Consider the following 21,143-nt stretch of genomic DNA (forward strand, 5'->3'; position numbering starts at 1 on the left):
TTATGATTTTAATGATTTTGTTCCAGTATTTTGATGATAGCACCAAAAATAAAAACGGTTAAAAAAGCAAAGAAAAGCAGATGATAGGGTTTCAGCCATTTCGGAGTTTTTGGTCCTCTGCTTTTTAATCTTCTCAACTTGTCTATTCTGTTTAATGTTTTTAAGTCCATTTTTGTATGTTTTGAAACTAATGATGCCAAGACTGTTCCTTTGGGGTTTTATTGTGTTTATTTGATTGTAATACAGTTTGTTATATTGGTTTTATCGAGCTTTTGGAATTGAAAAAGCATGTCAAAATGATAAGGATTTTATCAAAATGAAATAAATTTTCTAAAGTGAAATTTTATTTTTGATGAATTCAAAAATTAGAGTTGTTTCTTCCATCGATGTTTGTTCAATTCTAAAGTACTGAATCACAGAAACCTTGATAAATTCTATAATTACTTGTTTCAGAAGGATTTTGCAATTTGTCATAAAAAGTTTTCTGGAAAAGTATTTTTTGACTAAAATTTTAGAAAGGACACAAATTCAATAATTCAATTTATTGATAATCAGTGTTTTAATTTTTATTTTGTAAATTTGATTGAAATGGTGGAGTGGGTATTTGTTTGGTTGTCAGTTTGTTGCTGTTTTGATCGGCCATTTTTTTGACCCATTTTTGTGACAATTTTACACAGGTGTATCTATATGATGGAAAGAATAGAATGAATATCTTTGCAGTCCAAATATTCAGAAGATGTTTTCAAAAATTATAGTACACAGAGTCGGAAATAAAATCAATGGAGATTCCTTAACGCTTTCCCAGGAGGAACTGAAGCTGGAGGAAGGAATGGCAGAATTGCTTGAAGATTACTTTTTAGGATCATTCAAATCAGAAGAAACTTTTCATTTTTACAGTGATACCTATCTGGTAAACAATCCGGTTTACAGTGCGGTTTCTGAAATTTTTGAAGATAAGGCCAAATTTATATGGGAATCTGAAAATATTGCAAAACACCTTTTCGAAGCAGCGGAGAACCCTAGAGTTCAAAGTGGAGAGCTGTTTATTGTACTTTTTGAAGATGAAAGTGACCGTCCGGACAGAGTGGATAAGATAGGAATCTTTAAAACCGAAAAAAGAGAATCTTTCCTGAAAATTAATCCTATAGAAGAAACATTTGATATTGAAAAAGATCAGGGAATCGGCTTATCCAAAATTGATAAGGCAGCTTTAATCTATAATAATGATAAAAATACAGGCTATGTACTTTCGGTAGTTGACAACAACAAAAACGGAGATATGTATTACTGGTTTGAAGATTTCCTGAAAGTAAAGCAGCGCGATGATGAATATTTCCATACTCAGGAAGCGTTGATGGTTTATAAAGATTATATCACCAAGCAACTTCCACAGGAATTTGAAGTTTCTAAGGCTGATCAGGCAGATTTCCTTAATAAATCTATTAATTTCTTTAAGGAGAAAGAAGAGTTTAAGCTGGATGAGTTTGCCAGTGAAGTATTGGGAGACGAACACGTCATTGAAAGTTTTGTGAATTTTAAAACAGATTATGAGCAGGATATGCAGGTGAATATTGCTGAGGAATTCCCCATCAGTGAAGCCGCTGTAAAGAAAACTCAGAGACATTTCAAAAGCATTATTAAACTTGATAAAAATTTCCATATCTATATCCACGGGGACAGACAGAAAATTGAAACAGGAGAGGATGATAAAGGAAAATACTACAGACTTTATTTTGAAAAAGAAGTATAATAGAAATCAATTCATTAAATAATATCATAACTTTATTGCTGATTACAAAATAGCAGTTATGAAATTTATGATCGTTTTCTGGGGAGCTTTCCTCTTTTTCTTCTGCGTACCTTTTCCGATTTTCATTTATATGGTGACGGAGGAAGTCGCAACAGGACCGAGAAATTCATTAGCGGTGAGCTATGGATATCTCGGTCTTTCTTTATTACTATGGGGATATATTCTCGTATTCTTCATTAATACTCTTTTCATTAAAACTTTTAAGCAGAGGAACACCATTCATTCCATTCTGAGAAATGGTATTCCCAGAGAGGCTAAGGTGATGCGTTACCAGCTTTTAAAATACTTTCCGAAAACCAATATGAATGCTATTCAGATTGTTCTTTCATTTCCCAACCTTAGGAATACCATGATTGAACATGAGATGATGTTTCATGATTCCAAGCCACAGGAAAAAAGGTTTGATGTAGGAAATCATGTGAAGGTATTGTTGAATCCTAATGTTTCACAGGAACCTTACTTCATTTTAAGTGATCAAAAGGTTAGTTTCAATGCATCGGGAATGGTTTTAAGAATAGTATTTATCATATTGTTAATCGCTTATATTATCGGTCTGTACTCTTATTTCTATAGGCGGGAATCCTTTGATTTTGGCTGGCAGTTTCTCACTTTTATGCATCCTATTATTTTCAGTGGAGTGATGACCCTTATTTATGTATTGGTTTTTCAGCTGATTATAGGGAAGTTTTTTAAGAACAAAAAAGAAGAACGTATCCTCTTTGTGGGAAGAAGTGCCGAAGCACAGATTATCAGTGTGAATCAGACGGGGCTGACAGTTAATGACCAGCCGCAGATTATGTTTCAGGTCAGTTTTAAGGATTTTAGGGGAAAAGAACATATTGCGGTCTATAAAAAGGTGATCAGACTTCTGGACCTTTCCTCAATTCCCAAACAAGGTGCTGTTGAGATCTTATATGATGAGAATGATCCGGGTACAATTACGATTCCCAGAGTTTAAATAAAGGAATACTACAGCATATTGAACCTGGAAAACCCATGTTCAATCTAAAGATAAAAAAGAGCGGATTTGTAATGGACAAATCCGCTCTTTTTATGATGATTTTTTTGTTCACTTATTTTTTCTGAAAAAACAGCGACCTGTTGTATTCAAAATTCATTCTGGCGATATTGAGTACAGAAATTCCCTGTGGACATTCTACTTCACAGGCTTCTGTATTGGAACAATGTCCGAATAATTCGCTGTCCATCTGGGCTACCATATCCAATACCCGTTTGCTTCTTTCCTCTTTTCCCTGAGGAAGCAGAGCCATATGGGTAATTTTTGCTGAGGTAAATAAAGCGGCACTTCCATTTTTACAGGTTGCCACACAAGCACCACACCCGATACAGGCTGCAGAGTCAAAAGATTCTTCAGCAGTCTGATGGGTAACCGGAATGGCCGTGGCATCAGGAGCCTGACCGGTATTCACAGAAACGAAACCTCCTGAAGAAATAATTCTGTCGAAAGCGGAACGGTCTACCTTTAAATCTTTCTTCACTGGAAAAGCGCCTGCCCGGAAAGGCTCTATCAAGATTGTTTCCCCATCTTTAAAAGATCGCAGGTGAAGCTGGCATGTAGTCGTATTTTTTAAAGGGCCATGAGCGATACCATTAATCATCATTCCGCACTGTCCGCAGATCCCTTCACGGCAGTCGTGGTCGAATTCTACGGGCTCATCTCCTTCAGTGATCAGTTTTTCATTTAACGTATCAAGCATTTCTAAGAAAGACATGTGAGAATTTAATCCTTTCAGGTCATAATTAACCAGTTTTCCTTCACTTTGTCTGTCTTTCTGTCTCCATATCTTAAGGTGTAAATCCATAATTTTTTGTTTTTTATTTGTAGCTTCTTACCGTTGGCTGTATTTCTTCGAATATCAGGGGCTCTTTGATCAGTTCAGGTTCTTTGTTTTCGCCTGCCCAAGCCCATGCAGAGATAAACTGATATTCTGAATCGTTTCTCAATGCTTCACCATCCGGTGTTTGAAATTCTTCCCGGAAATGAGCACCACAGGATTCATTACGGGTTAATGCATCATAACACATAAGCTCGCCAATCTCAAAATAATCAGCAACACGGCCTGCTTTTTCAAGTTCGGAATTCATTTGATCTCCCTGTCCGGAAACTTTTACTTCTTTATAGAATTCCTGTTTCAGTTTTCTGATCTCCTCGATGGCATATTTCAGACCTTCCTCATTTCTTGCCAGTCCGCAATAGTCATATAATAATTTTCCTAATGTTTTATGGAAATGATCTACGGTTTTGGTTCCTTTGATATTGATCAGGTCCCGAATCTGGTTCTTAACTGCATTTTCGGCCTGTTCAAACTCAGGCGTATTCGGGGATATTTTTCCGGTATGAATCTCATCTGCCAGGTAATTGGCAATGGTATAAGGAGCAATAAAGTATCCATCTACAGAAGCCTGTAAAAGGGAGTTTGCTCCTAAACGATTGGCGCCATGATCTGCAAAATTGGCTTCTCCCAATGCAAAAAGTCCCGGAACGGTAGTCATCAGCTCATAGTCTACCCAAAGGCCTCCCATTGAAAAGTGAGCAGACGGAGAAATCATCATCGGTTCTTTATATGCGTCATATCCTGTTATTTTAAGATACATATCGAATAAATTTCCGTATTTCTCTTTAATCTTATCTTTTCCCTGTTCCTTAATAGCCTTTGAAAAATCAAGATAAACAGCATTCTTTAACGGTCCGATCCCATATCCTGCATCGATTCTTTCTTTTGCAGCACGGGAGGAAATATCTCTTGGCGCCAAATTTCCAAATGCGGGATATCTTCTTTCCAGATAATAATCCCTTTCGTTTTCAGGAATATCGTTAGGCTGTCTGTTTTCATCCAGTTTAGCAGGGACCCAGATTCTCCCGTCGTTACGCAGAGACTCGGACATCAGGGTTAATTTAGACTGGTAATCTCCGGATTGCGGAAGGGAAGTAGGGTGCACCTGAATCCAGCTTGGAGAAGCCATTAATGCTCCTTTTTTATGAGCTCTCCAGATGGCAGAGCCATTGCATCCCATAGCCAATGTAGAAAGGTAGTAGATCTTTCCGTAACCTCCTGTTGCCAGTACTACAGCATGGGCTGCATGTCTTTCAATTGCTCCGGTATCTAAATTCCTTACGATGATTCCTCTTGCTTTGCCGTCAATAGTCACCAAATCGAGCATTTCATGTCTTGAAAAAAGTTCTACAGAACCTTTTCCAACCTGTCTCATTAAAGCCTGGTAGGCTCCTAAAAGCAACTGCTGTCCGGTTTGCCCTCTGGCGTAGAATGTCCGGCTCACCTGAACACCACCAAATGAACGGTTGTTGAGATAGCCTCCATACTCACGTCCAAAAGGAACGCCTTGTGCTACGGCCTGATCGATGAGGTTTAAAGAACATTCAGCCATACGGTAAACATTGGCTTCACGGGCCCTGAAGTCTCCTCCTTTCAGGGTGTCTACAAACATTCTGTAAACACTGTCACCGTCATTTTTATAATTTTTGGCGGCATTTACCCCTCCCTGTGCAGCTACGGAGTGAGCTCTTCTCGGACTGTCCTGAAAACAGAATGACTTGACATTATATCCCATTTCTCCCAAAGATGCAGCAATAGAACTTCCTGCCAATCCTGTTCCCACCACAATCACGTCCAGTTTTTTACGGTTGGCAGGGTTTACAAGTCTGGCTTTCTTTTTATAATAATCCCATTTTTGTTCTAATGGGCCTTGTGGTATTTTTGAATCTAAAATCATAACGGGGGTTTTAATGATAAGTAAAGAATACATAAACCGGCATCAGGGCAAAACCTAAGCTGATAATGATTGAATAAGCAATTCCAATGGTCTTGAACCACTTTACAAATTTAGGGTGATACAATCCCAGAGTTCTTACCGCACTGTGTATTCCATGAATCAGGTGATAGCAGAGTGCAATCATAGATGCTACATAAATGAGCACATACCACCACTCTTTAAAAACTGTAACCACCAGAATATACAGGTCTTTATTTCCATTCTCGTCCAAAGGTGGATTTCCGAATTTGTAGACATACCAGAAGTTTTGAAAATGAATCACCAGGAAGATTAAAATCAATGTTCCCAGGATTCCCATATTCCGGGAAGCCCATTGGCTGGCTCTTCCACGTCTGTCATTCCGGTAGTCTCCTCCTGATTTTCTATTCTTTAGAGTGATCACCAATCCGTCTACGGCATGCAGAATAATACTGGCATATAAAACGTAAGACACTATTTTGATAATGATATTTCCGGATAAAAAATGGGAATAGGCATTAAACTGAAGATGTGCCTGCTCCTGAGGAAGGAACAGTTGGAGATTTCCCAGAAAATGAATCAGCAGAAAGAATCCCAGAAACAGTCCCGTAAGACACATCAGCATTTTTCTTAACAATGTTGATAACATAAATTTGATTTTATAATTAATAATATCCTAAAACTTTCATCCATAATCCTCCTACAACCATGTAGATAATTAATAATACAATCCCTATTTCGAGACCTCTGAGCCACCAGACTTTCAGGTCTACATATCCGCTTCCGAAGAATACCGGAGCAGGGCCGTGTCCGTAATGTGTAAGTACACCATAGATTGAACCTAAGAAACCAAGCATCATGGCAAGTAACATGGGTGGAATTCCCAAAGAAACACCTACTCCCAGTAATGCAGCATACATCGCTGCAACGTGAGCTGTAGCACTGGCAAAAATATAGTGACTGAAAAAATACACAACGATAATGACAGGAAAGGCTACCTGCCAGCTGAGACCTCCGATTTTCATTTTGATAAGGTCACTGAACCATCCGATAAAGCCTAATTCATTCAAAGAACTTGCCATCATTACCAGCACAGCAAACCAGACAATAGTATCCCAGGCTCCTTTTTCCCCTTTTACATCTTCCCATGTCAGAACTGAGGTCAATAACAAGAGAGTTAATCCAATAAATGCTGTTGTAGTAGCATCAATAGATAAGGTTCCCCCAAATATCCAAAGCGCTAAAAGGATGAAGAACGCCAGCAGCATCAGCCATTCGTTTCGGGAGATAGGTCCCATTTCTTTTAATTTCTGAGCAGCCATTTTCGGGGCATCTCCTGTTTTTTTCAATTCCGGCGGATATAATTTGTATAAAACCAAAGGAACGACAAAGAATGCTACGGCACCAGGCAAGAAACCGGCTGCTGCCCAGGACATCCAGGTAATATCAATGCCCAGGTTGGCTGCAAATTTCTGACACATCGGATTACTGGCCGTACCTGTCAGAAACATGGAAGAAGCGATGAGGTTCATATAGTAGCTGTTCAGCGTTAAAAAAGAACCTAATTTTCTATGGGTTTCGGGTTTTTCAGGAACGGAATCGAAGCTTATGGCCATAGATTTCATAATAGGGTAGATAATTCCGCCACCTCTTGCCGTATTACTCGGAATAGCCGGTGCCAGGCAAACATCTGCAAGGCCCAACCCATATGCTAATCCCAATGAGCTTTTTCCGAAAACCCTGATGAATAAAAAGGCAATGCGATTTCCAAGGCCTGTTTTGATAAATCCTCTGGCTATAAAGAATGAAATCCCAATCAGCCAGATCACTTTATCTCCAAAACCTGAAAGGGCTTTGGTGATTGATTTTCCGGCATCTCCCGGAGCCACCACCTGTGTAAGGGCCGTAAATGCGATAGCCATCATACACATTGTGCCCATGGGAGCAGCTTTAAGGATAATTCCTAAAATGGTTGCAGCAAAGATGGCGAACAGGTGCCATGCATCCTGAGTAACACCTTCGGGTACAGGAATGAACCATATAATCAATGCCACGATAAATGTAATCGCTACATTTTTGATATTAATTTCTTTCATGATAATAACTATTTAAAGGTTTAGAATCTACTCTGTACCTGAACAATGAATAGATTGTTGTTGTATTGTGAGGTGTTTGCCACCTGATATTTGTAACGGTCAAACTGCACTCCCAGCTGGATTCTTGCTCCGTAATTTTTCAGAAACTCCAGTCCAACCATTGGGGTGATCGTCTGTCTTGGGTTGGAAGCCAATCTGAAGTTGGTATCCAGATATTCATAGCGGCATGAGAGTTCAAAAGCGCTGAGGTTTTTATGGTTAATCTCATATCTTAGATTAGGAAGAAAGTAAACCCCGCGAACCAGGTACTGATCCGGGTTTTCAGGTCTTACTTCAGGGGCTATAGAATTGTATAAAACGTGATTGGTAGCTTGTTTGGCTTCCAGTTGCATATCAAGGCTCCATCTGGGATCAAATTGTACCAAAGAGTTCAGGTCAACTCCTAAAGCATATACTTTTTTACTGAATACTTCACCAATACCTCCATTAAGGCCTACGTTGAAATTGTATTTTTTAGACAGTCCAAAGACCAGGCGGGTAGAATACTGCTTTCCGTTGTCATTGTCATTGACCTGGTTTTTTCCGTTTCCATTCACTACGGACACGGCATACTGGAAGGGGACTTCTCCAAGCTGAAGCTGCCCGGTTGCAGACATTCCGATCTGGAAACTTGTCCAGCCCAGCTTTCCAAATTCAGAATACTGATTAGACCAGTCCAAAGATTTAATAATATCGATAGGGTAGGTTTCCTCGATCCCGAACCAAGGTCTGAACTGTCCGACTGTAATCGCTAATTTAGGATTAAAAGTATACTTCAGATAAGCGTTTTCTAGGACCCTGCTTTTAGGATCATTTTTAAAATCTGCAAGGTTGGCCAAAACAACAACTTCAGTACGTTTACTGATCTGCGCCCGGACCTGAACTCTCATGTATTTGAGCATGAAATTATTGCTGGTTCCGGAACCATCTGCGTGATGAAGTCCGTTTACATCCACATCTTTGCTCATGCCTACCAGATAACGCGCCTGGAAAAGGCCTTTGATCTGAAGCTGCGGGTATTTTACATTATCTTCTTCCGGTTGTGGTTTGGTCTGTAAAGAATCCTGTATCTGCGCATGAGCTGAAAACCAGCAGGCAAGCATGCAGAGCAACAGGCTTCTCTTTTTGAGTGAAAAAAAGGCCATATCTTTTTGTTTGTTTTTTGTTTAAACCCACCTGTCAACTCTTCGAATTACCACATCTCCCAAGGAAGAGAATGGTCACCTATCAAGTAATTGTCTTATAGACAAACCTCTGATATGAAGAAAGGGGGTGTATTTCTTATGTGTTGAGGTGAGCACTTAAATGACTTAAGTGTTTTATTATTTTATGGTCTTGGGATAGTTTTTATTCTAATCCCAGAAATTTGAATGGTATTGATTCCTTGAAATCCGTATTGGATTTCCCATTATAGGTATGAAAGCTGCCCAGGTCCAGTTTCATTACTTTTCCTTTTGGGCTGAGATCAAAATCTTTAAGATCTACCCAAAAAGTATTAGGAGTGAAAACGGTTTCAAAATAGTAAACCAGATTCTTTTGATCCGAAACAGAGCGCCATCTTGTGGAAGAGATATTAGGTTCCGTTGCTGAGGTAATTCCATAAGGTACAGAACAGTTTCTGATGACACTGAAAACACTGGCCACTGCCGTACGTGTATCAGCACTTCTTGGGATCGCATTGATATAATAAGAGGCTCTTACAAATCTGTCTGCAGCGCGGTTGGTACCCGGAAGCATAACGTTACCGGGAATCCCTTTCCAGTAATTATTAAGGGCCAGCTGCTCCTCAAAGATCGGAGAGTTGGTCATCACCGTATAGGAAGGGTCATGGTGAATCACCAGTTTTCCATTGATATACTCAAATACCGCGTTGTCTCCTGAAGCATCAGAAATGGAAAGGTGTATGGTGGTGAATTTTTCGGTTCCGGGAATATAATCGCTTACAATAACGAAAGGCTCCTTTTTTGAAAATTCTACCGCTTCTTTTACAGTGGCAAAATTATCGAGATAATATTGTGCCCATAAAGAAATGGCAAGTCCCTTTTTATTTCCTTTAGGATCGAATTTTGGGTACTGGGATTCACCAAGCCATAGCATATTGGCAACCAGTCCTTTTTCATTCATTCCGTCTGCTGAGGCAATATCCCAGCTGGAGCTGATGATACTTCCGTATTTTGAAGTCCATTTTACAGATTTAGGCCCTGTTTGTCCGGTATGTTCTATTCCTTTTGGAAAAACCCACAGATTGGCTGGGATTTCATCACGCCAGTCCATAGAACGGGCTGTCAGAATAGTGTTTTGTGGACCTTTGTAGACTACACGGGTACATGCTTCAGACGGATTCCATAATCCTATTGAAAGGACAAGAGAAAATAAAATTAATGGGAACTTTTTCATAATAGTATTATTTGAATTTAAATTTTATATTGAATTTATTGTGAATAATTCAATGAATTTTTCATCATATTCATTATTTGGTGATATAAATTTAGTTAAAATTGTTTAAATGTCACAATTATTTTAACTGATAATGTGTAATTCATGTTATGAATCATGAAGTATGGATGGTTAACATTATTATTAGATTTTTTTTTGTATATTTTAGAGATATCTTATTAAAACAGGGGTAAAATAAAGAATGTTTCAAAGTGATTTGTAGTGAGTTGAGAAGCATGACAGATAGAGATTATAGCCTGAAACAAAGGAAAATAGATACCACACAGCTCCCGCTGTAGAAAAAAAGACCTATCTTTGATAGATTGACTGACAGACATATTATGAATTTTGTAGAGTGCCATGAGGAACCCATCCATATTCCAGGCTATATACAGAGTTTTGGCTATTTGATTGGCATTGATGCGGAATCCCATTCCATTACTTTTTTCAGCAGGAATATTTTGGATATATTGAATATTGAGAGTTCAGATGAACTTTTCAACAGAAAACTTACGGACTTTCCTGAAAGTTTTCAAAGCATTATTGATTCAGATATTTATACTTCGCTGGATAAATTTACCAGAAGGGAGAATGAAACATATTTCGATAAGATTTTTATTGATGATAAAGAATATCACTTTTCTGTTTTTAAAAGCGGAGGGTATATCTTTTTAGAATTTGAAGAAGTCCTGATCAATCCCAATAAGCGGATATCCAACAAATATGACAATTTTTATACTATAGATAACCAGCAGGAGCTTTGGAATCATCTGTTGGAAACACTTTCCAAGGTTGTGAATTATGACCGGATGATGGTGTATAAATTTATGATGGATGGTTCGGGAAAAGTGATCGCAGAAAAAAAAGGGGATACTATGGAAAGCTTTCTGGGACTTCATTACCCGGAATCTGATATACCCAAGCAGGCAAGGGAGCTTTATCTTAAAAAACGAAAAAGAATATTCAGCAATGTTGATGCTGAAACGGTTCCTCTTTTAAGCAAAACAGAGAAATATATTGATCTCAGTTTTGCGGCTTCAAGGGGAATGTCTCCTATTCATGGGCAGTATCTTAAAAATTCGGGAGTATCTTCCAGTTTCAGTATTTCCATTATCATTGATGATCACCTTTGGGGGCTGGTTACCTGTCAGAATATTGAGGCCAAGCATATTGACCTTGAAGACAGGGTACAGGCCGGTATTTTTACGGCTCTGGCCGCGAATGCCTATTCATCTTTTAAATCTAAAAATGAACTGAATTACCGCCTGGAACTGAATGAGAAATTATCCCATCTTAAAACGGATTTTTTAAAACATAATAATCTACTGGATTCGCTGTCCGAAAATAAAACGGAAATAAAGGATTTGCCGGAAGCTGATGGTCTTGTGGTTATTTCGGATGAAAATATAGTGACAGACGGAATAACTCCGGATTATGAGACGATCAATACCATTGTAGAATGGGCTTTTGAAAACTGCGAAAACACGATTTATATAAGCCGAAGTTTTCTGAAAGATTATGGTGAGAAATTAGGTTTGTCTGAAAATGAGGCAGGCGTGATTATCTATTTTATTGACAGGGACAAAAAAGAAATGCTGATCTGGTTCCGGAAAGAATTTGATGAGCACATTAACTGGGCAGGAAACCCTGAAAAGAACATCGGGGTATTTTCTCAAAATGGGGAAGAAAAACAGATTGTTTCTCCGAGAACTTCTTTTCAGATTTTTACAGAAAACATAAAAGGTCATTCTAAAAGATGGAATTCCCGAAATATAAGTTCTGTTCATGCAATCCGCGACCTGATCCTGGAAAGTTCCCACAAAAATTATATTGCAATCAAAAGACTGAATGATGAGCTTAAAAAAGTAAACGAAGAGCTGGACAGTTTTTCTTATACTATCTCTCATGATTTAGGAACTCCTCTGACCGTGATGAAGCTTAATGCACAGATGCTTTTGGGAAATTTAGCTGACGATTCTGAAAAAAGTAAAGGGAAGATCCATACGATCATTGAGGAAATTGATACTATGGCGGAGATGATGCATGATGTATTGCAGCTCAGCCGTGCCAAGCACAGTGAGATCCAGCTTGAAACCCTGAAAACCGGACATACCATTCATAAGATTTCTGAAAATGCTAAGATGACGTATGGAAGTTCGAAAAGTGAAATCATCATTAAAGACTGCCCTGATGTAATGGGGGATAAAACCATGCTTCATCAGGTATTTTTAAATATTATCAACAATGCTGTAAAATACTCTTCCCATAAAGATCAGCCAAAAGTGGAGATTGAAGGGGTAGAGGATGGTTCTGCTATTGTGTACCGAATTTCAGATAACGGTATCGGAATTCCTGAGGAGGAGAAGCATAAAATGTTTAAAATTTTCAACAGGATGGAAAATGCGAAGAAATTCAAAGGAAATGGAATAGGGTTGTCTATTGTTCATCGGATTATGAAAAGAATTGGTGGGAATGTAGATTTTGAGAGCAATAAAGAAGGGACTTCTTTCATTTTAACGTTTAAAAAGCCTTAAATTTGAGAAACTTTTAAAACGTTATTATGGTATCAGAATATTTAAAACAGAATACAGCCAATTATCACGATGCAGCAGAAAAGCTTTTTAATTCTGAAAAAATTTTTAATAAAACTTTCACTTTAGAAGATTATAAAAAAATCATTCATACCAATTATCTGATGCTTCTTCACAGCGAGGATAAAATATTCACCAGTCTTTCTGAGAAATATTCGGAAAAACTTCAACTCAACGAGAGAAAGAAACTCTCTCTTATTGAAAAAGACCTTAAAAGCCTTTCCCTGAACAATCAGGAAGTTTCCCATGATCTGGAATTTAATAATGAACATGAAGCGTTGGGAGCAATGTATGTAATTGAAGGTTCTACATTGGGAGGAAACGTAATCGCCAAGCAGCTTTCTAAAACAGAGGGTTTTGATGAGGTTACCTTCAATTTTTTCGGATGTTATCAGGAAAATACAGGACCTATGTGGAAGAATTTTAAGGAGGTGCTGGATACTGAAGTTCGTGAAGAAAACTACAATGAAGTCCTTTCCGGCGCGAAAAAATTATACTCGTTTTTACTGAACGTCAATTAATTTCTTTTAATACCTAATAAAATTCCTGAAAAATTGCCCACTTTTTCAGGAATTGTTAAATTTGGGGAGTTTCAATTTTAAACTTAACTTAAAAAATAAATAATTTAAAAAGTATACAATATGAAAGTAACTGTAGTAGGTGCAGGCGCTGTAGGAGCAAGCTGTGCAGAATACATCGCAATGAAGAACTTCTGTTCAGAAGTAGTTTTAGTAGATATTAAAGAAGGATTTGCTGAAGGTAAAGCAATGGATTTGATGCAGACAGCGTCGCTGAACGGATTCGATACAAAAATTACCGGTACAACAGGAGATTACAGCAAAACTGCAGGTTCTCATGTAGCAGTGATCACTTCAGGTATTCCTAGAAAACCTGGAATGACAAGAGAAGAGTTGATTGGTATCAACGCAGGAATCGTAAAAGATGTTACTGAAAATTTAGTAAAACATTCTCCGGAAGTAATCATCATCGTAGTTTCTAATCCAATGGATACGATGGCTTATTTAGTGCATAAAACTTCAGGTCTTCCTAAGCACAAAATCATCGGAATGGGTGGTGCTTTGGATTCTGCAAGATTCAAATACAGATTGGCTGAAGCATTAGAAAGCCCTATTTCTGATGTGGACGGAATGGTAATCGCTGCTCACAGTGATACAGGTATGCTTCCATTATTGAGCAAAGCGACAAGAAACGGGGTTCCTGTAACTGAATTCTTAGACGAAGAAAAACAAAAATATGTAATTGAAGAAACTAAAGTAGGAGGAGCTACGCTTACTAAACTATTAGGAACTTCAGCTTGGTATGCACCAGGTGCAGCTGTTTCTGTAATGGTTCAGGCTATTGCATGTGACCAAAAGAAAATGATCCCTTGTTCTTTAATGCTTGAAGGTGAGTACGGTCAAAACGATATCTGCTTAGGAGTTCCTGCTATCATTGGAGCAAACGGAGTAGAGAAAATCGTAAACGTTACTTTAACTGCTGAAGAGCAATTGAAATTCGCTGAAGCTGCAAATGCAGTAAGAGAAGTGAACGGAGATTTGAAATTCTAATCATTAGATTTTACATAAATGAGAACCGCACCTACAGGCTGCGGTTCTTTTAGTTTACTATTTATTGAGACTTGCTAAATTTGTTGAAAAACTCTTTTCTTCCTTTTTTATCGTAAACATAAGGATCAATAAAATTTTTTGTCCAGTTATTTCTGATTTGGGGAAAGTCTCTTCCAATAAATTTTTCAAGTTCAGTTTTTTTAACATCAATCGCATACACTTTATTTTGGAACGGGAGTGTAATTTGTACTTCATTAATAAAATCAAGGTTTTTCATTAGTCTTACCGATCCATCTACTAGTGCTTTTTGAATAGCATCTCCGCTTGACCAGTATCCTTTTAAATCATCTTCACTTAGATTAGATTGTGGGTTTAATTGTTTGTATTCGGCATAGTTTTTTACATAGGTAATTATTGCTATTCCATTTTTAAATTCAACAGTTTTAATTGAACCTCCCCCCCTTAATCTTGATACCTCTGTTTTCAATTGTTCTAAATTTGATTCTTTTGGGTGAGATTGGATTGTAATTTTAGAATCTTCAGATCTTTCAGTTTTTTTATCAGTGTTGCAGCTTGCTAGTATGCATAAAGTAATAGTTAAGAATATCTTATTCATTGTAGGTTAAGTTTTCAGATTGTCTTTGTTTGTCTATTGAACCATTATATCTTATTTGATTTCAGATCTTTGAGTAATGCCTTCCCAATTATTTTTCTCATAGTAGTCTAATTGTTTTATAGCACCTCAAAACTAAAAAAAAACTGTAATAATTAATTACGGGAAACCATAACCAGAATCAGCGCGGCCGAAGGCCGCGCTGATTCTGGTTTACAATAAATAACTTATTTCATTCTATGTACAAACTCTCCAATCGTATTCACAAACTCTTGGTTTTTCTCATAATACAGCAGGTGTCCGCCATCAATGGAAGCTATTTTCTGATTGGGAAACTGAAAGGTTTGATAATGCTTTGTTCCTACGGCTTTATCTTTTTTTCCTGTAATAATTAATACCGGGACTCTGATGTCTTTTGTAAGAAGAGTGTAGTCCGTATAATATTCAGGGTATTCTTTGGGCTTTGTAATCACAGCCATCCCGAAATCGATGATCCTTGGATGAAGAGAGTCTATTTTATCCATTTGTTTAATGGTTTCAATATCATCGGTAAGAAATTTATACCCGATACGCTTTTTTCTCATTAAGCTGCTGACTTTTGCAATTTCTGACTGAAGGCTGTCTTTAGAAATATCTTTGGCAGGAGTGTGGAGAAGTTCATTTCCATATTGAATCTGTTCTTTTAGTGATTCATCATTGAGAAAATGTAACGTGACATTGGCTAGGATAAGTCCTTTTGTATATTGAGGATATTTTTTAGCATAATTCACCGCAATAATCCCTCCAAAAGAATGTGCCAGTAAGAAAACCCTGTTCAGTTTCATATGTTGTCTCAGCTCTTCAATATCCTGGATCATTTTGTCAAGGTGATAATCTTCTGCCTGAGCTGATCCCCCGGAGCCGCGCTGATCCATATAGATCATTTTCATGTTTTTTTCAAGGTTATTTCCTCCCATCAGTTCAAATGAGGGATATCCCTGTCCGGGTCCTCCCGGAACATAGATGCAGGCTTCTCCTTTTCCGGAGACTTTATATTTTATTTTGATATGGTCGGAGGTTTCAAAAAAGCCTTCAGAACTGTTGCCTTGGGCGGAAACAGAAATGATAGATAAGAAGAAACAGAGAAGTAGCGAGATGGTTTTCATATACTAATAACAGTTGAGAGAACCTGTTTATTACTTTTTTTTATGAATTATTTTCTTAAAAAAGACTCAACGGTGAAAGTTGAGCCTTTTTCTAATTATTGATGATATAATTACAGAACGGCTAAATATTTGAGATAGGGTTCCAGAATATCTTTGTTGATCAATGGGGGATATGGCATATCACTGTCCTTTATAAAATCGAGAGTATTTTCTGCATCATAATAGTATGTGTTTTTATATACCTCTTTTAAAGTTGCTTTTCCATATACTTTATCTGTGAACATTCCCAATAGAGGGTATAGTGGATCTTCCTCATTATTTTTCCATGTATCCAGCCATTCATTATAGGGAAGGGGTTTCATATCAAATCCGAAGTATTGATTGATCCTGTCAAAAAAATCTGTGATAGAAACATCTCTTTCGGCTAGAGGAGTCAGATGGAATTTCTTGCCCAAAGCATTTTTCTGTCGGGATATATGAACAATTGATTTGGCCATATAATCTACCGGAACCAATTGAGATTTGAAGCCTAAAATAGTAGGGTAAGCCTTATTGGCGATACAGCTTTTTACCAATGCTCCCCACCATTGATAGACGGCTGTAGAGCCTGTCTGTGAATTACTCAATGCGTATCCCAGTCGGAAAACAATCACCGGAACTCCTTTTTCCTCTGCCTTTTGCATAATCTGTTCCATTACCCATTTACTTTGTACATACCCCAAATCTCGGCTTACCGCCTGTAAATCCTGGTGGATATCATCATTTTCATACACCCATTTTTTATGGGTAAACTGATGGCCAAAGCTAAAGACTGCACTTGTAGAAAATAATGAAACCGGTTTTACTTTTTCAGCTGCTGCAAATTTAATGACTTCCTGAAGTCCCAGAATATTAGCTTTTCGGATAATGGAATAAGGTTCAATAAAATTCACAGAACTCCCTGAATGATAAATACAGTCTATTGTTTTTGCTAAATAATTAAATTGTTCCTCTCCAAGACCCAGTAAAGGGTTGTTTAAATCTCCGGTTACCACTTTTATCCTCCCTGTTTTCAGCCAATGGGTAGGAAGTAAAAATTGTTCAAATGCCTGGTGTAAACGTTTTAATGCAATCTGTTCATTTTCTCCCCGAATAAGGCAATAGACAGTGGCTTCGGTTTGCTTCATCAGTTCATCAATAATATGCACTCCCACAAAACCATTGGCTCCTGTCAGCAGTACATTTTGAGGAGAGTTCATTACTGAAGCATCTATATCACCATCGGTTACAGAGATTTCAGGGACAAGCTGGGCATCTTCTAAGAGCTGCTTGATCATACTTTCATTTTGAGCATCATCCTGATGAGAAATATTCTGCATGGTCCTGTTTTCTATAATATTTGCTTGTGATTCAATTGTTTTGTGAATAAACAGATCCTGTAGTGATATTCTGTCACGATAAGAATCGGGTAACCTGTTATAGAGTTTAGCCAGGAGTAAAGAATGGCCCCCCAGTTCAAAAAAATTATCAGTGACTTCAATGAATGGGTATTGTAAAATTTCTGTCCAGATTCCGAATACTGTTTTTTCATAATTGTTTCTGAACTCTTTTTTCTCGTCTACAGAAACGAATGCTTTTTTATAATTGTCCAATAAAGCCTTCTTGTCAATTTTTCCATTCGAATTTATAGGGAGTTTTTCCATGATCACAAAGTCATGGGGAATCATATAAACAGGTAGGGTCTGTTTAAGCTGCTCGCGGAAGTTTTTGATCAGCAGATTTTTATTTTTATCATCAAGGGGCATTCCGGGATATTCTAAAAATCCGATTAATTTTTTATCATAATCGCTTTCAGGTTTTACTTTTACCACTGCTTTTCCTACACCTTCCAGTTTTGAAATATTTTCTTCTATTTCCTGAAGCTCAATACGGTATCCCCTGATTTTAACTTGATCATCTATTCTGCCTGCATATTCTATTTCTCCGTTAGGGACCCATTTGCCAAGGTCACCTGTTTTATATATTTTTTCTCCTTTTTTTAATGGATGGTCTATAAATTTGGAATCAGTGAGTTCCTGATGTCCAAAATATCCTCTGCTTAGATTTATACCACCCACACAAATTTCACCGGTTTCGTGGATAGGTAGAATTTGATCATTTTCCATAATATAAATATCAGTGTTGGCAATAGGGCCTCCGATGGTCATAAGGTCCTCTTCTGACTTTATAATTTTTGACGTTACCCAGATCGTGGTTTCTGTGGGTCCGTAAACATTACATATGGTGTGTTTTCCTTTTAATAATGTTTTGCCTAATGCAGGGGATAAATACTCTCCGCCACAAATGATCATCATGGGTTCTATTTTCTCCCAATTTACGGTTTCTGCCAGCATAGACCAGGTACTCGGTGTGGTCTGAGCTACCGTGATTTTATATTTTAAAAGTAATTCGACTATAGCTTCGGGATTCAGCTGATCTTCCTGTGAAGCGACAACCAGTGTGTTTCCGGTCATGAGTATTGAAAATATTTCCAGAACAGAAATGTCAAAAGCGTAGGTGCTTACAGCAAGCATATGTCCTGCAGATCCGGGAATTACCTTTTCTATGAAATAACTTAATGCATTAACCACATTGATATGTTCCACGGCTACTCCTTTGGGTCCTCCTGTAGAACCGGAGGTAAACATAACGTACATCAGATGATGGGGTTTCAATGTTCTTTCAGGTTTTTCTGCAGACATCGTTTCCCAGTATACATTTTCCCAGCATAAAGATTTTTCAGCCACTTCCTTTGCGGTCTTTTCAAAAGCATTTTCAGTTAGTAACAGTGATATTTTACTTTCACTGCTTATATTTTTCAATCTGTCCTCAGGGTATAAAGGAGGCATCGGAACATAGGCTGCTCCTGTTTTCATAATAGCTAAAAGTGAAATAATAAGCTTTTCACTACGGTCAATCATAAGGCCTATACGGTCATCTGGTTGTATGGAAACGATCCTCATCATATGGTTGGCTAGCTGATTGGCCATTTCGTCCATTTCGCGGTAAGTAAGTTCTTTGTTCTGGTAAATGATGGCAGTTTTATCCGGAACCATTTTTACCTGTTCTTCTATCAAATCTATAATAGTTTTGTGTAGAGGATAAGTGTCATTTGAGGTGTAATTGAATTCAAGGATCTGTTTTAGTTGTTCATCCTGAATAAGTTGTCCTTTGATCATTTTTGGATCAGGTAATGCATTTAAGTTCATGGTTTGTGATATGGGTTTTTAAAAATATTGATAAAAGATATGCTGTACTCTTAAAAAGTAAGAGCAGAATCAGTATGTTTTAATTAATGAAATGATAGAAAAATGCTGAGTCAATCAGTTATTTTATTTATTGACTCTATTAATTTTAAACGTCTGAGATAAAATGATGGGTACTGAATTTAAATTCAGAAAGTATTTTCAGATTTTCATCTCTTATGGGATTGTGTATCATCTTTTTTTGTGGTTTTCATGGTTAGTGACAGGAAATAGTAACAAAAAAATGAGTGTTTCTGTAAGAATAAAATAGAATTTTTTTCGCTGGAAAATTAATGAAGGATAAAGTGAAATTCGCGATCACTTAAAGGGAATATTCACATTTTTATTCTTAGAAAGAACGGGGTACAATCTTGATTATTTAATGATATGTAAATGTATTGATAAAAATTATAATATTTCTATTAATATTGATTTATTTTTCAACATATTTGTTTTATGATTTAAAAATAAATAATTATTATTTAAATAGGAGGTTACTTCTGAAAAATTATGAGATTAGAATCTGGAATTACTTTTTGTAAAATTAGAGCTGGTTTTTATTGTCATGACTTAAACAATCATGTAGTATTAAATTGTCGGTTATATAAGATTTAAGCAAGCTCAGCAATTTTTTTAAACAACCCGGGATAATGGATAACCAATCCGTCTTCATCCACTAAGATGTCAGCTTTAAAGTCGGTCTCAATATTTTCGTACAGATATCCTGTAGGGCTTGTTTGGGTATACTGTTGCTTGGCTGGTTTAATATGATTGTTTAAAATATCAATATAAATAACTTCGATCTTCTGCGGATGGTTTTCAGTTAGAATCAAATTATTTATTGGCAGTGTATTGGTAAAAGGGGTTAAAGAGATATCGATATATTTAAACCCTTTCAAATCAGGATGTATAAGGTCGTTGATCTCCCAATGATCCTGTTGTTTTTTTCCTATTATCTTAGTCTTTATGGTATTGACTTCAGATTCAATTAAAAATTCCAGCATTGTCCAATCTTTATTAAGGATGAGTTGATAATCTACAGTATACATTTTATCCTGGTAACAGCCGATGATTTTTGATGTTACGGTGTAGTTTTTATCATCCTCCTGTATATTGAAATATTCGAGAGACTGATAAATTATTCCTTGCCATATTAATGTTTTCATTTTACTTTGGTGTATTGTATGATCTGTTTTAGAATGTATTGAACAAAATATTGATTAATGGGAGATTCTTCGTTTTCTGATCCTGCTTAATGTTTCCCTTGCTACACCTAAGAAAGATGCCAGTTGGGTAAGTGATATCCGCTGTAGCATTTCTGGGTATCTGTTTTCAAGATATTCCAGCCTTTCCTGAGCAGAATAGAGTTTGAAAAGATTGGAAAACTCTTCCTGTTTTGTGGCAAACTGACGGATACAATGCCGTCCCAGGCTTTCAATTTCATGAGATTCTTTAGCAATTGTGAACAGTTTTTCTTTATTGAAAATAACCGTATGTACTTCTTCACATGCAGCCATATTGAACTCAGATGGCTGTCCGCTGCCAAAGCTGCTGATATTGGTAGCTATTTCATTTTCAAAGAAAAATCCGGTGTTCTTTGTCACTCCATTTATCTCATAATACGTTTTAGAAAATCCTTTATCAATAAAGAACAGAGAATGGCAAACCTCTCCTTCCTGCAGCATAAGTTCATTTTTTTTAAAACTTTTTTCAGAAAGGGCAGGCTGGAGCAAAGACCAGCTTTCATCAGAAAAAGGAGTGAGAGAACGGAGATAGCTTAATAGGTTTTCCATGCTTAGTTTTTTGCTCTT

General features: G+C 37.1%; 17 protein-coding genes. 5 read left to right on the forward strand and 12 right to left on the reverse strand.

Annotation, left to right across the window (positions count from 1 at the left end):
* Positions 1–8: 8 nt before the first annotated feature.
* Entirely contained in the window at positions 9–170 is a 162-nt protein-coding gene (locus tag JML65_RS07635) for a hypothetical protein (RefSeq protein ID WP_167449368.1), read from the reverse strand.
* Positions 171–736: 566 nt separating this feature from the next.
* Between JML65_RS07635 and JML65_RS07640 the strand changes: the two genes are divergently transcribed.
* Together JML65_RS07640 and JML65_RS07645 are read left to right on the forward strand one after the other, a co-directional pair.
* Positions 737–1,750 carry a nucleoid-associated protein gene (locus JML65_RS07640; protein ID WP_202270433.1) on the forward strand — a complete coding sequence of 338 codons (1,014 nt, stop codon included), beginning with the start codon at positions 737–739 and terminating at the stop codon, positions 1,748–1,750.
* Positions 1,751–1,808: 58 nt separating this feature from the next.
* The gene (locus JML65_RS07645; RefSeq protein WP_202270434.1) at positions 1,809–2,768 is read left to right on the forward strand and encodes a hypothetical protein; all 960 of its coding nucleotides are present in this window, start codon (positions 1,809–1,811) and stop codon (positions 2,766–2,768) included.
* A 115-nt stretch (positions 2,769–2,883) separates the two neighbouring features.
* On the opposite strand, the gene JML65_RS07650 is transcribed toward JML65_RS07645, so the two are convergent.
* From JML65_RS07650 to JML65_RS07675, 6 genes are all read right to left on the reverse strand, one after another.
* A complete protein-coding gene (locus JML65_RS07650) occupies positions 2,884–3,633 on the reverse strand; it encodes a succinate dehydrogenase/fumarate reductase iron-sulfur subunit (RefSeq protein WP_047492116.1) in 750 nt (249 codons plus the stop codon).
* 13 nt (positions 3,634–3,646) lie between these two features.
* Positions 3,647–5,563 carry a fumarate reductase/succinate dehydrogenase flavoprotein subunit gene (locus tag JML65_RS07655; protein ID WP_202270435.1) on the reverse strand — a complete coding sequence of 639 codons (1,917 nt, stop codon included), beginning with the start codon at positions 5,561–5,563 and terminating at the stop codon, positions 3,647–3,649.
* 10 nt (positions 5,564–5,573) lie between these two features.
* Complete coding sequence (locus JML65_RS07660; RefSeq protein WP_047492118.1) at positions 5,574–6,230, reverse strand: succinate dehydrogenase cytochrome b subunit; 657 nt, start codon at positions 6,228–6,230, stop codon at positions 5,574–5,576.
* A gap of 16 nt (positions 6,231–6,246) precedes the next feature.
* A complete protein-coding gene (locus JML65_RS07665) occupies positions 6,247–7,677 on the reverse strand; it encodes an anion permease (protein WP_047492120.1) in 1,431 nt (476 codons plus the stop codon).
* 20 nt (positions 7,678–7,697) lie between these two features.
* Entirely contained in the window at positions 7,698–8,861 is a 1,164-nt protein-coding gene (locus JML65_RS07670; protein WP_202270436.1) for a porin, read from the reverse strand.
* Positions 8,862–9,063: 202 nt separating this feature from the next.
* Complete coding sequence (locus JML65_RS07675; protein WP_047492125.1) at positions 9,064–10,113, reverse strand: linear amide C-N hydrolase; 1,050 nt, start codon at positions 10,111–10,113, stop codon at positions 9,064–9,066.
* Positions 10,114–10,493: 380 nt separating this feature from the next.
* On the opposite strand from JML65_RS07675, the gene JML65_RS07680 reads away from it, so the two are divergent.
* The 3 genes from JML65_RS07680 (at position 10,494) to JML65_RS07690 (ending at position 14,311) form a co-directional block, all read left to right on the forward strand.
* Positions 10,494–12,686, forward strand: a complete 2,193-nt coding sequence (locus JML65_RS07680; protein WP_202270437.1) for an ATP-binding protein — start codon at positions 10,494–10,496, stop codon at positions 12,684–12,686.
* 26 nt (positions 12,687–12,712) lie between these two features.
* Complete coding sequence (locus JML65_RS07685) at positions 12,713–13,264, forward strand: biliverdin-producing heme oxygenase (RefSeq protein WP_047492131.1); 552 nt, start codon at positions 12,713–12,715, stop codon at positions 13,262–13,264.
* A 120-nt stretch (positions 13,265–13,384) separates the two neighbouring features.
* A complete protein-coding gene (locus JML65_RS07690; protein ID WP_047492134.1) occupies positions 13,385–14,311 on the forward strand; it encodes a malate dehydrogenase in 927 nt (308 codons plus the stop codon).
* 61 nt (positions 14,312–14,372) lie between these two features.
* Here the strand turns inward: JML65_RS07690 and JML65_RS07695 are convergent, their stop codons facing one another.
* The 5 genes from JML65_RS07695 to JML65_RS07715 all read right to left on the reverse strand — a co-directional run bounded on the left by JML65_RS07695 (position 14,373) and on the right by JML65_RS07715 (position 21,125).
* On the reverse strand, positions 14,373–14,927 hold the full coding sequence (locus tag JML65_RS07695) for a hypothetical protein (RefSeq protein WP_202270438.1): 555 nt from the start codon (positions 14,925–14,927) through the stop codon (positions 14,373–14,375).
* Between the two features lie 224 nt (positions 14,928–15,151).
* Positions 15,152–16,069: an alpha/beta fold hydrolase gene (locus tag JML65_RS07700; RefSeq protein WP_202270439.1), complete on the reverse strand. Its 918-nt coding sequence runs from the start codon at positions 16,067–16,069 to the stop codon at positions 15,152–15,154.
* A 110-nt stretch (positions 16,070–16,179) separates the two neighbouring features.
* Positions 16,180–19,296, reverse strand: a complete 3,117-nt coding sequence (locus JML65_RS07705) for a non-ribosomal peptide synthetase (RefSeq protein ID WP_202270440.1) — start codon at positions 19,294–19,296, stop codon at positions 16,180–16,182.
* A 647-nt stretch (positions 19,297–19,943) separates the two neighbouring features.
* The gene (locus tag JML65_RS07710; protein WP_202270441.1) at positions 19,944–20,498 is read right to left on the reverse strand and encodes a putative glycolipid-binding domain-containing protein; all 555 of its coding nucleotides are present in this window, start codon (positions 20,496–20,498) and stop codon (positions 19,944–19,946) included.
* A gap of 54 nt (positions 20,499–20,552) precedes the next feature.
* Entirely contained in the window at positions 20,553–21,125 is a 573-nt protein-coding gene (locus JML65_RS07715) for a Crp/Fnr family transcriptional regulator (protein WP_202270442.1), read from the reverse strand.
* Positions 21,126–21,143 lie beyond the last annotated feature (18 nt).

The organism is Chryseobacterium sp. KMC2 (genome assembly GCF_016756935.1).
In the GTDB taxonomy this organism is placed as follows: Bacteria; Bacteroidota; Bacteroidia; order Flavobacteriales; family Weeksellaceae; genus Chryseobacterium; species Chryseobacterium rhizosphaerae.